Source organism: Fictibacillus sp. 5RED26, from assembly GCF_015903895.1.
In the GTDB taxonomy this organism is placed as follows: domain Bacteria; phylum Bacillota; class Bacilli; order Bacillales; family Fictibacillaceae; genus Fictibacillus; species Fictibacillus phosphorivorans.
Genome location: NZ_JACZDU010000001.1, coordinates 1,126,087 through 1,140,000, shown reverse-complemented (window position 1 = coordinate 1,140,000; position 13,914 = coordinate 1,126,087). Strand labels below are relative to the sequence as shown.

Here is a 13,914-nt window from a genome sequence, read left to right as displayed (position 1 = left end):
TCCCATTACCTGCCTTTACTAAGTAGTGACTCCACATATTGACGAGTCCTATTATCTGTTTCTTGTATTGTCTCAAGGTCTGGCGTACTGACATTAGACAACTCTTGCATAGCACGTTCAATCATCTCTTCAATCTCAAGAAACGAGATATGACCATTCAAGAATAGCTCAACCGCTTTTTCGTTCGCAGCATTTAAAACCGTCGGCATCAAGCCTCCTGCTTTTCCTGCTTGAAATGCCAGTTTTAAACACCTGAACCGGTCGTAGTCCATTTCTTGAAAATGTAACTTCCCAACTTCCCATAAGTTTAACCTTTTCCCGTTTATTAATTCAAGCCGATCGGGATATGTAAGAGCGTACTGTATCGGCACTCTCATATCTGGTTGTCCCAAATGAGCGATAATGCTTGTATCAACAAACTCTACCATAGAGTGTATGATACTTTCCTTATGTAAAATGACGTCTATTTTCGAATAATCAAAGGAAAATAACCAGTGAGCTTCAATAACTTCTAACCCTTTATTCATCATTGTTGCGGAATCAATCGTTATTTTCGCACCCATAGACCAGTTTGGATGATTTAAAGCTTCCTGCACTGTAACGTTTTTTAATTCTTCACGAGTTCGGTCTCTAAAACTTCCACCAGAAGCAGTCAATATCAACTTCTCTACACGGTTTGGGTCTTCACCGTTTAAACACTGATAGATCGCTGAATGTTCTGAATCGACCGGAAGAATAGGTACGTTGTGTTTTTTCGCTTTTTCCATAACAAGGTGACCTGCAGTCACAAGTGTTTCTTTATTAGCTAAAGCGATCGTTTTTTTTGCTTCGATTGCTTTTAATGTAGGAAGTAAGCCTACACTACCGATTACTGCGTTCACAACAACCGTTGAATCAGTAGAAACCGCGGCTTCAATCAATCCATCCATCCCTGAAACAACTTTTGTTGATGAATTCACCCTAGACCGAAGTACTTTTGCATCTTCTTCGTTTTGAACGGCACAAATTTCAGGCTGGAATTTCTGTATGATTTTTTCAGCATCCTCAATATTCTTACCTACAGACATCGAACTTAATTTGAACTTTTGTGGATGAGAGGCGATAACATCTAAGGTCTGAATGCCGATCGAACCTGTTGCACCAAGTAAACTAACTGATTTCATACAATACCTCCTAGCGTTATCCTATCAAATGAAGCACGTGAAGCAACGGGAATACAAACAACGCACTGTCTAGTCTATCTAATATCCCACCATGACCAGGAAGTAAAGTACCAGAATCTTTTACATCGTAGATTCGTTTGAATGCCGATTCTGCCAAGTCACCAATCTGACCAAATATGCCTACGACAAGTGAGATAAGTAGAATATTAAATATCGACGTATCAACGAAAGAAGTGAAATAGCTGATCACCCCTACAACAATACTAAAGAAGATTCCGCCAACTGCACCTTCTATCGTTTTGTTTGGGGAGATAACCGGCCAAAGTTTTCGCTTTCCAATCGATTTCCCAACAAAATATGCTCCAGAGTCAGTCGCCCAAATCATGAATAGTATCAAGAATAGTAGCTGGACACCGTCCTCTAATATTCTCGTTTCTAGTAGATAGAAAAAGCCAAATCCTACATAAATAGAACTAAATAGTACAAAAGAAATATGATTGTAATCTGTATTGTTCTTTTGTATGACCGTTACGACTAGCAGCAGAAGAACTGCAAGTATAATGGCATCAGTTTTAGTAAAGGGTTCTAATGAACTCATCCAATCTTCTGGCAATGCCACCAAGACTGCTAAAAGATAGCCGATTCCCCCGACGAAACTTCGCTCCATCCCTTTCATACGTAATAATTCAAACATGCCAATCCCAGTTAGCAATAGTATTAATAGTGAGAACGGCCAGCTTCCATAAAGGGTAATCCCTATAAATAAAACGGCTGCGATTACACCTGTTATTATCCGTTGTTTCATAAGTCCTCCTTAATTAAACACCGCCATACCGCCTGCCTCGTCCGGCAAATTGTGATACAGCTTCTCTTAAATGCTCCTCAGAAAAATCTGGCCATAACACTTCAGTAAACCAAAATTCAGAATACGCAAGCTGCCATAGCATAAAGTTACTTAATCGAACTTCACCGCTTGTACGAATCAATAAATCAGGGTCCTTTAGATCATGCGTCATTAAATGCTGCTCGATCATAGAATCATCAATATCTGAAGGCTCTAATCTTCCTTGTTTAACTTCAGAAGCCAATGCTTTTACTGCAGCTGTAATCTCATCACGACTGCCATAATTAAGAGCGAAGTTTAAGATTAACCCTGTATTGTTCTTCGTCTTGTTAATCGCCTCATCTACTGCTTTAACAGTATGAAGGGGCAATAACTCTTTTTTACCCATTATTCGCACTTGTACGTTCTCTTTAATCAAATCTGGCAGAAAAGTATTTAAAAATTCTCCAGGAAGCTTCATTAAAAAGTCGACTTCTTCACGTGGCCGTTTCCAATTTTCAGTTGAAAACGCATAAAGGGTCAGCACTTCAATCCCAATCTTATTCGCTTCTTTAACGATTTTCCGAACTGTTTTCATCCCTTCATGATGTCCGGCAATTCGTGGCATCGCTCGTTTCCTTGCCCACCGACCATTACCATCCATAATAATAGCTACATGTTTAGGGATGTTTTCTTCTTTAAATGTATGATTCTCTGGACTTTTTTTCTTAAAGAAAAGCTTGTCAAGCATGTATAAGCCTCCATCTTCTTAGACTTCATAGAATCAACCTCTATAAGAGATTTTCTCCTAATGCCTATCACCACTTATCAATTTAAATCTAGCAAAATGGCGATATTGTCTAATAAAAAAGCCCCCTTTTATAGAGGGCTTTTTATATTTAATTGTACATGGAAAAGCTTTATACTTCCATGATTTCTTTTTCTTTAGCAGAACTTACAGAATCAGCTTCAGCTGTGTATTTATCAGTAAGCTTTTGAACATCATCGTTATAACGGCGTAGTTCATCTTCTGTAATCTCAGCTTCTTTTTCAAGTTTCTTCAAATCATCATTCGCATCGCGGCGAACGTTTCTTAAAGCTACTTTCGCTTCTTCAGCAAACTTCTTAACAAGTTTAACTAATTCTTTTCTGCGCTCTTCTGTTAGAGCTGGAATCGCAATACGAATCACTTGCCCATCGTTAGAAGGTGTTAGACCAAGATCAGACTTTAGGATCGCCTTTTCAATATCTGCCATTGCAGATTTGTCGTAAGGCTGAATAACTAAAAGTCTAGCTTCTGGAGTGGTTACACCTGCTAATTGATTGATTGGTGTTTGAGTTCCGTAGTAATCAACTTGTACTCGGTCTAATAGAGAAGGATTTGCTCTACCTGCACGAAGTGTTGAATATTCGCGTCTTAGAGCTCCGATTGCTTTTTGCATCTTTTCTTCTGCTTGAGTTAAAACTTCTTTTGCCATTAGTTTCTCCCCCTTATAACGGTTCCAATTTTTTCTCCAGCAACTGCTCGTTTGATGTTTCCTTCTTCCATGATCGAGAAAACAACTAACGGGATGTCATTGTCCATACATAGTGACGAAGCTGTTGTATCCATTACAGCTAGTCCGTCTTTTAAAAGATCAAGATAAGATAATGTCGTATACTTCACTGCATTCTCATCCAACTTCGGATCTGCAGAATACACGCCATCCACGTTGTTCTTAGCCATCAAGATGACTTCCGCTTCAATTTCTGCTGCTCTCAGTGCTGCTGTCGTATCGGTTGAGAAATACGGGTTACCCGTTCCTGCTGCAAATATGACAACGCGCTTTTTTTCAAGGTGACGAATGGCTTTTCTTCTGATATAAGGTTCTGCAACCTGACGCATTTCTATTGATGTTTGTACTCTTGTTTGAACCCCGATGTTTTCAAGACTGTCTTGAAGAGCTAATGAATTCATAACTGTAGCAAGCATGCCCATATAATCTGCTGAGGCACGGTCCATTCCCATCTCACTACCCGTCTTACCGCGCCATAGGTTTCCGCCGCCTACAACTACAGCAACTTCTACGTCGAGTTCAACGATTTCTTTTACTTGTTCAGCAATTGACTGAACGATTTTTGGATCGATTCCAGAAGTTTGTTCACCTGCTAATGCTTCTCCGCTTAGTTTCAAGACGACTCGTTTATATTTTGAAGTAGTCATTTGTCCCTCCATCACCTAAAAAATGTATTTACTTTGGTGTTAAGGCTTTTCTGTAAAGCTATGTTGCTTATGAAAGTAGTTAATCTCCGTTTCAGGTGCTCGCTTTCCGCGGGGCGACCGGTGAGCCACTTGCCGCTTTGCGCCTTTAAGTGTCTCACCTGACCGCTCGTCCCGCAGGAGTCTCGCACCTTACACTTCAATCAACTAGTCAAAGATGTCTTTATCAAGCATAAGCAGCAATCTTTTTTGAAAACCATTAATAAACCAAGGTTATTTCTGTAAAAAAAGAGGAACACAACGTGCTCCCCTCTTTTTCAAACTGTGCTTACTTTTTAACTTGAGACATTACTTCTTCAGCGAAGTTGTCTTCACGCTTTTCAAGACCTTCTCCTACTTCAAAGCGAATGAAGGCTTTAACAGTAGCACCTTTGGAAGCTACATATTTACCTACTTTTTGGTCTGGATCTTTAATGAAAGATTGGTCGTTTAAGCAAATATCTTCGAAGTATTTACCAAGACGTCCTTCTACCATTTTAGCTACGATGTTTTCAGGCTTTCCTTCGTTAAGTGCTTGTTCAGTTAACACTTTACGCTCACGTGATACTTCTTCTTCACTAACTTCGTCACGAGAGATGTATTTAGGGTTTACTGCTGCAACGTGCATAGAAACGTCTTTTGCAACTTCTTCTTCTGTAGTCCCTTCAACAACTGAAAGAACTCCAATACGACCACCCATGTGTAGGTATGCGCCGAATGCTGCATTGTCGTCTTTTTTCAAGATTTCGAAACGGCGAAGAGTAAGTTTTTCACCGATTTTTGCAATTGCTGCGTTGATGTAATCATTTACAGTAGTTCCGTTAAACTCAGAAGCCAATGCATCTTCAACAGAAGCAGGCTCTGTAGCCAACAAGTGGTTACCAAGTTCAGCGATTAAGTTTTTGAAGTTTTCGTTTTTTGCAACGAAATCTGTTTCAGAGTTTACTTCAAGGATTACTGCTTTGTTGCCTTCAACGATTACAGAAGTTAAACCTTCTGCAGCGATACGGTCAGCTTTCTTAGCAGCTTTCGCGATCCCTTTTTCACGAAGGTAATCAATTGCCGCCTCCATGTTACCATCTGTTTCAGTTAATGCTTTCTTACAATCCATCATACCTGCGCCAGTTTTCTCACGCAATTCTTTAACCATTTGTGCTGTAATAGCCATGTGTTTTTGCCTCCTTATGGGATATGTAGTGCTAGTTGTGCTTTTACATAAAAAGGGTGATAAAGGGTCATCCCCTCTACCACCCTTGAGCATTCCATTTAATTAAGCAGTAGTTTCTTCTTCAGCTGCTTCTGCTACTTCTTCTCCGCCTTGGTTAGCTTCGATGATAGCATCTGCCATCTTACCAGTAAGAAGTTTAACTGCACGAATTGCATCATCGTTACCAGGGATAACGTGATCAACTTCGTCCGGATCACAGTTCGTATCAACGATAGCGATGATCGGGATGTTTAATTTACGAGCTTCTGCAATCGCAATGCGCTCTTTACGAGGGTCAACTACGAATAATGCGTCAGGAAGCTTGTTCATGTCTTTAATTCCGCCTAGGAACTTTTCAAGACGATCCATTTCCTTTTTAAGAAGAATAACTTCTTTCTTAGGAAGTACTTCAAAAGTACCGTCTTCTTGCATTTTTTCAAGATCTTTTAAGCGGTTGATACGCTTGCGGATTGTACCGAAGTTTGTTAATGTTCCACCTAACCAACGTTGGTTGATGTAGTACATGTCAGAACGTTCAGCTTCTTCCTTTACTGAATCTTGAGCTTGTTTCTTAGTTCCTACGAAAAGGATCTTTCCACCGTCAGCTGCGATGTTACGCATAACATTGTAGCACTCTTCAACTTTCTTTACTGTCTTTTGAAGATCGATGATGTAGATACCGTTTCTTTCTGTGAAAATGTAACGAGACATTTTCGGATTCCAACGGCGAGTCTGATGACCAAAGTGTACACCAGCTTCTAACAATTGTTTCATTGAAATTACTGCCATAATGGCACCTCCTAGGTTTGTTTACCTCCGTTTGTTTCACCTTTGAGCAATAACTGACTTAGTCAGCACCACATTACTCAAATCCGCAAACGTGTGTGATTAACACCGAGAAATAATATAACATGTTTCGTGTAATTTCTGCAAGTCTTTTTGCTTGTTATCGATAAAATTTTAAAAGTAACTCTACTTCGCCTTTACCTCTTTGCAGCATTTTTGCAATTTCTTCAGCATTATATCCTTCTTGAGCTAATGTTAATACTTCGTTCGTATCTTTAGATAAGTGATCATCTAGAGAAGTATTGTCAGTTTGGGTCTCTACAGATTGGATTGGAGAAATCTCATTAACCACTGTCGAATGATATTTCTGCTGTTGCTCTTCTGTGAATTTTAAAATCATCTTATGCAAACGTTCATTTTCAAGCTTCATCTCTTCTGAGAACAGCTCCAGAAGTTCTTCTACCTCTTCACTTATTCTTGTGTCATTTGAGGCACTCTGCTGCTGTAGTTTTTTGCGCAAATTAAAAACAGAATAAAGACAGATTACATTTAATAAGAAACTTAGAAAAACTAAGGAGTACATCACATTCATCCTAACCTGTATAATCAATTTTCTTCCCTTTATAAGGATGATTCTGACTTCTAGAACTCGTCTTTTCTTGTTGTTGATTTGATTGAAACAAGCCTGCATCAGCCGCTTCTTTCTGATTGACCCGTTTCGATTCATTCTTGTCTTTCTTACGTATTTCTTCAGTGGTCTGATGTTGTTGTAGAAGTCCTCTGTTCATTAGATCTAGACTTGCTTTTGACGCATCAACTGTTCTTGGAATTGCAACTTGAAGTTCTATTAATTTCAGACTCACAGCATCCACATCCAATTCTTATAGGGAGTGAACAACAATTTCTTTCTCTTCTATAAATACTTTTGCAGCATTAAATGGAGATTGAATTTTTCGTTTGTATTTTCCAATACAGATCTCAACATTAGGGTGAAGCGTGCCTTTTATATTTATAGATGAGTTTGAAGAACTTTTACATCTTTGGATTTTCTTTTGTAGGTCAACGATCTCGTGTTTCGCTTGAGAGATTGTATTAATGATACGATTAATCGTTTGTCGTTCTGAATTTTTCTGAATCAACACAGTCTTTAAATGATTTAATTTCTCTAAATTTGTTTGCAGTTCAAGAATTTTTTGTTCGTATTTTACGATATCGTTCTCCATTTTAGCATTTGTTTTTATGTGTAATAGCGTTTTGGAGTACGTTTCATTGCCTATATCAATCGCTGATATTCCGTTCCCAGCAATACATGTACCACCCGATATATTCCCTTTTCCGCTTGTACATGTAACAGTCAATTCTGCCTCACAATGACTGTGTAGAATCGTTTGAGCTACCATTATATTTCCATTGGCGTAGACATTTCCTTGACTAATATACAGTGAAGTAAAGTCTCCTCCACAACGGATCGTTCCTTTACCTTGGCCTAAGACACCACCACCGATAACAACGTTTCCGTCTGTAGTGATATCTGCTGCTTCTACGACTCCTTCAATCCTCACATCACCTTTTGCTGATATTTTAAATCCGGAAGGAACATCGCCCGTTATATGAACATTTCCAACAAAATCTATGTGACCAGTCTTTAAAGAAACATCTCCATCCACTCGATAAACGGGATAAATATTTACTCTGTTCTTTTGAAAGGTTACTTCCCCGCTTGCTGAAGCATAAACGTATTGCTCTGATTCGTTAAATACGGTGTTCATACCATTTTTCACTAGCAGATCATTTCCGTTTTTTGCAGGTAGCACTTTTCCGAAAACACTTATTCCTGCGATGCCTTTTGTACCATTTACTTTTCTTGCTAGGATCTCTCCGAACTCAGCTGTTGGAATTGTAAAAAGTCGTTTAAAATCCAGCTTCGCATTTTCGTTGACCGTAACAACTTTCTCATTTGAGATAGACGGTATAAGTCTTGCAGGTTCTCCGTCCTTCGGTTGTTTTCCTTTTGCGATTTCAGCCGGGAAAATAAATGTATCTAGATTCTCTGCTATCAAACTCAATACTTCATTTCGAATTCCATGTCGTATACCTTTTGATTCGATCCAAGCTAAAAGACTCGAAAATGTGACTTCTCCAGATGGGATTTCAACTTCTTTTTTTAATAAAAGAGCCTGCGTTTCATTATCTTCATATTTAACATGAAACCATTGATCCATATCCCTACCCCTTACATATATCGTTGTAGAACCTGTCGAATTCTAAAGAGTGCTTTTGAGTGTATTTGAGATATTCTGGATGTCGATAGACCAAGTACTTGACCGATTTCAGTCAATGTTAATTCTTCAAAGTAGAACAAACTCACTACAAGCTGCTCTTTTTCAGATAATTCCTTGATCACTAATGCAAGTTCGCCATGAAGTTCTTCTTGCAGCAAACTATTTTCAGGTGTAATCGCTTTTTTATCTTCAATTGTATAACTAACTTTTTCACGACTTTCTGTTTCTTTATTCTCTTCATCGATCGATAATACATTGGCAAGAAAACTTTCAGACATTACGGTTGTTACTTCATTTTCTGAGTATCCTAATTCATCAGCAACTTCTTTCGCGCTTACAGAACGCAGATTTTCTTGTTCTAACCTCTCAATGGCAGCTTCAACTTTTTTCGTTTTTTCTCTTAAACTTCTTGGCAGCCAATCTTCTCTTCTTAAGCCGTCCAAAATAGCACCACGAACTCGAAATGATGCGTATGTATCAAATTTCAGGTCTCTTTCAGGCTCAAACTTTTTAAGAGCGTCGTATAACCCTAGCATACCGAGGGATCGGAGTTCATCTTTGTTAACACTTTTCGGCAAACCAACCGATATACGTTGTACATGATAATTGACAAGTGGTAAATATGCACGCATCAGTTCGTCACCTGCTTCTCGATCACGACTAGTGTTCCACTTTTCCCAGCAAGATTGTTCTTCTACTAAAGATGGCTCCGTCATGGTAATCCTCCTCGTTTTTTTGTGAACTTCTAAATTACTTTCGTTCCTGCATTAACTGTTTTAATCGTTAGTAATGTGTTCTCTGGATTGAACTCAATGGTCCTGCCACTCGAACCTCCTACATCACTTGCTAGTAAAGGAATTTTCAGAGCAGACAACTCTTCTTTGACACGTTCTACGTTTCTTGGGCCGATTCGCATCATTTCACTTCCGGATGAGAACTTAAACATCTGCGCGCCGCCAGCAATTTTTGCTTTTAGCGCTTTTCCGTTAGCACCACTCTTGATCAGCATGTCGTATAAACTCTTGATTGCTGTATCCGCATACTTTCCTTCATTCAATGTGGGAGTTTTTGATAAAGACGAATCCGGAAGCATGATATGCGCCATCCCTGCCTTTTTTTTTACTTGATCGAAAAGTATAACGCCCACACATGAACCAAGACCTGTTGTTCTAATTGTGTTTGGAGGGGAAACGACGTTTATATCAGCGATTCCAACTTTTATGATTTCACTCATCCAACGGAACTCCTAATGCTTCAAAAATTTTTGAGAAGGAAAGAGGATCAGGCAACAAGAAGAAGTGACCTTTTACCTCGTCTTGTCTTTCTATATCTGTAAAAGCAGTATCAATAACAATGGCATAATCGCTCACAGTGGAAATTTCGAAAAGTCCAAAACTCAAGATCGCCCCTGCCATATCAATACTTGTTGCAGGTACTGATGGCTGTAAATTCAACCCTGTGAAATCAGAGAACGATGTTAGATATGAGCCTGATAGAATGTTTCCCACTTCCTGAAGAGCAGATAATGAGATGTCAGATTCTTCTCCGTTTGTTAACTTCACTGTCTGGCCGATTAATAAGTCTTCTAAAAGCTGCTCAGCTTGCTCAACTGGAAGCATGAAGAACATACATCCAGGAGCATCGCCAACGATTCTCAAGAAAACAGATGCCACAACGTTCTCTGCTCCGCCAACCATCTCAGATATCTCTTCAAATGAGATCACGTTTACTGAAGGAACTTTCATATCAACAGCTTTGTTCAGCATCGTTGATAAGGCTGTGGCTGCATGTCCTGCTCCAATATTTCCGATCTCTCGTAAGACATCCAGATGAATCGGCTGAATTTTTAAAAAATCCATCTCAAAGGATACTCTCCTTTGTAGGTTGAACATCCAACTTTTCTGGATTCAACACCTTCACAAGGTCGAGCAAGATCAATAGTCGCTTTTCAATCTTCGCAACCCCATGGATATACTCTGCATCTACACCACCTACTACTTCAGGAGGAGGCTCGATCGACTCTTTATCCAGATCGATTACATCGTTTGCTGCATCGACAATCAGTCCAGCTTCAATGGAACCTACTGAAACAATGATGATGCGAGTTGTATCCGTATGACTTACTTCTTCAATTTCGAATCGTGAACGCAGATCGATAATGGGAGTAACGACTCCTCTTAAGTTAATTACCCCTTTTACGAAAGAAACTGTTCTTGGAATTCTCGTAATCGGTTGCATTCTTTCAATCGATTTTACGTGCTGAACAGGAACTGCATATTCTTCATCTTTTAATTGAAATATGATCACTTTTTCTTCATTCATCATGATTAACCACCTTATTTTATGAGTGCATTGCAATCGAGAATTAATGCTACTTGTCCATCTCCTAGAATCGTTGCACCAGAGATAGCAAATACAGATGTCAAATACTGACCAAGTGATTTCAAGACAATTTCTTGCTGTCCAATAAACGAATCAACGACTAATGCTGCCATCTTGTCACCTTTTCTCACTACCACTACAGGAACGTGCTGACTGGCTTCAGTTGAACCAGGGACTTCAAAAATGTCCTTCATGTTTACAAGCGGTACGACTTTACCTCTAAAATCAATCACTTTCTGATTATGAGCTGAAAGAATATCTTCTTTCTTAATAATGGCCGTTTCAATAATTGATGATAGTGGAATCGCATATTTCTCACGACTAATTTCAACGAGCATAACTGACATGATTGATAAAGTAAGAGGAAGCTGTATGGAAAAAATCGTCCCAGAGCCTTCGGTTGAATCGACAGCGATAGAACCACCTAACGATTCAATCTTATTCTTCACAACATCTAATCCCACTCCACGGCCTGAAATGTCAGAAACAACATCGGCTGTAGAAAAGCCTGAAGCGAACAATAATTCAAAACACTGTTTATCGGTCAAATTTTCAGACATTTCTTTCGTGATGACCCCATTTTCAATCGCCTTACTCAATACCTTTTGCTTATTTATACCCGCTCCATCATCTTGAATCTCTATAAACACATGATTTCCGCTATGAAATGCTCTTAAATAGATGGTCCCCGTTTCATTTTTGCCTTTAGAAGAGCGTTCCCCTGGGTTTTCGATGCCATGGTCAATCGAGTTTCGAAGTAGATGAACAAGCGGATCACCGATCTCATCGATTACGGTTCGATCAAGCTCAGTCTCAGCACCTACGATCTCAAGGTTTACTTTTTTACCGAGATCTTTCGCTAATCCTCTGATCATCCTTGGAAAGCGATTGAAAACTTGTTCTACCGGTACCATTCTCATCGTCAGGATAATATTTTGAAGGTCTCCTGAAACACGAGACATTCGTTCAACCGTTTCATTGAGTTCCATGCTTTTTAATGATTTCGATATCTCTTCAAGCCGTCCTCGGTCAATAACGAGTTCCTCAAACAAGTTCATGAGCTGATCGAGCCTTTCAATATTGACACGAATCGTTTTTCCGCTGCTTCCTGAAATTGAAGTTTGTTGAGGTTCGCTTTTTTTATCTTCTAGTTTCACTTCTTGTTGCTCTAATTTATCATTCTTGTCGCTCTCAGTGTTTGACGAGATGTTGAGTTTATCTCCTTGAATGTCAACCACTTCTACTACATCTACCTCAGACACTTTTAAGATACGTTCCTGTACGTTTTCGGCGGACTCTTTCGTGAGGATGGAAAGAGTAAAATGAGTTCCGAATTGTTCTGTTTCAAGCATGTCTACTGCTGGCATCGTTTTTATGATCTCACCGATCTGTTCGATCACTTCGAAGACCATATATACTCTTGCAGCTTTTAAGATACAGTCGTCCCTTAATGAGATCGAAAGCTCGTAAGCGTTAAATCCTTGTTCTTTTGATTGAATGATAATCTGCTTTTCATATTGATCATAAACATGTAACGACTCTGCTTCCTTTTTTGATTCAGCTTGAATCATCTTCGGAGCTTCTCCCTTTTCAAGGGTCTCTAAATCTCTCACTGTCTTCGTCACATCACGTTTACCGCTTCCACCTTCTGAAATCTCCACTACCATCGCTTCTAAATGATCAAGCGACGCGAACAGAACATCTAGGACAGAAGATGAAACTTCTATTTTGTTATTTCGAATCGCATCAAGAACATTTTCCATACAGTGCGTAAGATTGGCCAGATCCTCATAACCCATCGTAGCTGACATTCCTTTTAAAGTATGAGCAGAACGAAATATCTCATTTACGATTGTAAGCTCTCCTGGTCTTTTCTCCAGCAGAAGCACTTGTTGATTAATAGATTGTAAATGCTCTTTGCTTTCCTCAATGAATATGTCAAGATATTGTGTCATTTCCATCGTATAATTCCTCCTAATTTACAAATGGTTCTGAATAGCTAATCCAATTGACTCTAAATGAACAACTTCATCTACTTTTTTAGTGAGAACCGCGGCTTTTGGCATTCCATAAACGATGCAAGATTCTTCAGCTTCCGCAATAACTACGGTTGAACCAGCTTCTTTTAAGTCTACGATTCCATTTGTACCGTCGGAGCCCATTCCAGTCATGATGACAGCGACCTTTTGATAGTTTTTAAGCTTGCAGGCTGAACTGAAAAGCACATTAACCGCTGGTCGATGACCTCCTACTGGAGCATCACTATCTAACGAAACATATAACCGTCCCATTTTTTCGTATAGTCGTACATGAAAACCGCCGGGTGCGATGTAAACATGACCTTTTTGTAGCCGTTCATGATGCTCAGCCTCTTTTACAAAGATGTCTGATAGTGAATTCAATCGATCTGCTAATGATTTCGTAAATCCTGCTGGCATATGTTGTACGACAACAACAGGTGCATCCAGGTCTATAGGTAGCTTAGTAATCACTTGTTGTAAAGCTCTTGGGCCGCCTGTAGATGTACCTATTAAGACTAGCTTCTCTCTATGATCAATTCTGTTTGATCTTTTAGGCGCTTTGTTTTCAAGTGTATAAGGCGACAGTGCTTTTTTTGTTACAATATTCGCTTTAGAGGAAGCAATCACTTTTTCTATCAAACTAGTCTTTACCTTATGTAAATCTAAGGATATAGCTCCTGATGGCTTAGCGATAAAATCAATAGCTCCTGCTTCCATAGCTAGAATCGTATTTTCTGCACCGACTTTTGTTGTGCTAGATAACATGATGATTGGAACAGGAAAACTCTTCATAATCGTTCTCGCTGCGTCGATCCCATTTAAAATGGGCATCTCAACATCCATCGTTATCACGTCTGGTTTTATTTTTAGTGTTTTTTCAACTGCTTCTTGTCCATTTCTTGCTGTATCGATCACCAAAATTCTAGGATCTTCGCTTAAGAACTCTTTGATCAGCTTCCTCATAAAGGCAGAATCATCCACAATTAGCACTCTGATCTGTTTCATGCAGCA

At 39.3% G+C, this 13,914-nt stretch carries 16 protein-coding genes; all 16 read right to left on the bottom strand.

Features of this window, described 5'->3' with window-relative positions; translation table 11 throughout:
* Positions 1-5 precede the first annotated feature (5 nt).
* The 16 genes from dxr to IHV10_RS05940 all read right to left on the bottom strand — a co-directional run bounded on the left by dxr (position 6) and on the right by IHV10_RS05940 (position 13,908).
* Positions 6-1,163: a 1-deoxy-D-xylulose-5-phosphate reductoisomerase gene (gene dxr, locus IHV10_RS06015; protein ID WP_197127746.1), complete on the bottom strand. Its 1,158-nt coding sequence runs from the start codon at positions 1,161-1,163 to the stop codon at positions 6-8.
* A gap of 16 nt (positions 1,164-1,179) precedes the next feature.
* Entirely contained in the window at positions 1,180-1,968 is a 789-nt protein-coding gene (locus tag IHV10_RS06010; protein WP_197127745.1) for a phosphatidate cytidylyltransferase, read from the bottom strand.
* Positions 1,969-1,981: 13 nt separating this feature from the next.
* Positions 1,982-2,737: an isoprenyl transferase gene (locus tag IHV10_RS06005; protein WP_197127744.1), complete on the bottom strand. Its 756-nt coding sequence runs from the start codon at positions 2,735-2,737 to the stop codon at positions 1,982-1,984.
* A 169-nt stretch (positions 2,738-2,906) separates the two neighbouring features.
* Entirely contained in the window at positions 2,907-3,464 is a 558-nt protein-coding gene (gene frr, locus IHV10_RS06000; RefSeq protein ID WP_137789640.1) for a ribosome recycling factor, read from the bottom strand.
* Positions 3,464-4,189 (bottom strand): UMP kinase, encoded by a 726-nt coding sequence (gene pyrH / locus IHV10_RS05995; protein WP_066393724.1) that lies wholly within the window; start codon positions 4,187-4,189, stop codon positions 3,464-3,466. Before pyrH ends, frr begins: the two co-directional genes overlap by 1 nt.
* 325 nt (positions 4,190-4,514) lie before the next feature.
* On the bottom strand, positions 4,515-5,393 hold the full coding sequence (gene tsf / locus IHV10_RS05990) for a translation elongation factor Ts (RefSeq protein WP_197127743.1): 879 nt from the start codon (positions 5,391-5,393) through the stop codon (positions 4,515-4,517).
* Between the two features lie 102 nt (positions 5,394-5,495).
* The gene (rpsB, locus tag IHV10_RS05985) at positions 5,496-6,221 is read right to left on the bottom strand and encodes a 30S ribosomal protein S2 (RefSeq protein ID WP_137789641.1); all 726 of its coding nucleotides are present in this window, start codon (positions 6,219-6,221) and stop codon (positions 5,496-5,498) included.
* Positions 6,222-6,378: 157 nt separating this feature from the next.
* Entirely contained in the window at positions 6,379-6,801 is a 423-nt protein-coding gene (locus tag IHV10_RS05980; protein ID WP_197127742.1) for a DUF6115 domain-containing protein, read from the bottom strand.
* 10 nt (positions 6,802-6,811) lie between these two features.
* Positions 6,812-7,081 carry a hypothetical protein gene (locus tag IHV10_RS05975; RefSeq protein ID WP_197127741.1) on the bottom strand — a complete coding sequence of 90 codons (270 nt, stop codon included), beginning with the start codon at positions 7,079-7,081 and terminating at the stop codon, positions 6,812-6,814.
* 18 nt (positions 7,082-7,099) lie between these two features.
* The gene (locus IHV10_RS05970; RefSeq protein WP_197127740.1) at positions 7,100-8,440 is read right to left on the bottom strand and encodes a DUF342 domain-containing protein; all 1,341 of its coding nucleotides are present in this window, start codon (positions 8,438-8,440) and stop codon (positions 7,100-7,102) included.
* Positions 8,441-8,451: 11 nt separating this feature from the next.
* Positions 8,452-9,216, bottom strand: coding sequence for a FliA/WhiG family RNA polymerase sigma factor (locus IHV10_RS05965; protein ID WP_197127739.1), 765 nt, complete (start codon positions 9,214-9,216; stop codon positions 8,452-8,454).
* Between the two features lie 29 nt (positions 9,217-9,245).
* Positions 9,246-9,734, bottom strand: a complete 489-nt coding sequence (locus IHV10_RS05960) for a chemotaxis protein CheD (protein ID WP_197127738.1) — start codon at positions 9,732-9,734, stop codon at positions 9,246-9,248.
* The gene (locus tag IHV10_RS05955) at positions 9,727-10,359 is read right to left on the bottom strand and encodes a chemotaxis protein CheC (RefSeq protein ID WP_197127737.1); all 633 of its coding nucleotides are present in this window, start codon (positions 10,357-10,359) and stop codon (positions 9,727-9,729) included. Before IHV10_RS05955 ends, IHV10_RS05960 begins: the two co-directional genes overlap by 8 nt.
* A gap of 1 nt (position 10,360) precedes the next feature.
* On the bottom strand, positions 10,361-10,825 hold the full coding sequence (locus IHV10_RS05950; RefSeq protein WP_231618138.1) for a chemotaxis protein CheW: 465 nt from the start codon (positions 10,823-10,825) through the stop codon (positions 10,361-10,363).
* A gap of 11 nt (positions 10,826-10,836) precedes the next feature.
* On the bottom strand, positions 10,837-12,843 hold the full coding sequence (locus tag IHV10_RS05945; RefSeq protein ID WP_197127736.1) for a chemotaxis protein CheA: 2,007 nt from the start codon (positions 12,841-12,843) through the stop codon (positions 10,837-10,839).
* A gap of 18 nt (positions 12,844-12,861) precedes the next feature.
* Complete coding sequence (locus tag IHV10_RS05940) at positions 12,862-13,908, bottom strand: protein-glutamate methylesterase/protein-glutamine glutaminase (RefSeq protein ID WP_197127735.1); 1,047 nt, start codon at positions 13,906-13,908, stop codon at positions 12,862-12,864.
* Between the last annotated feature and the right edge of the window lie 6 nt (positions 13,909-13,914).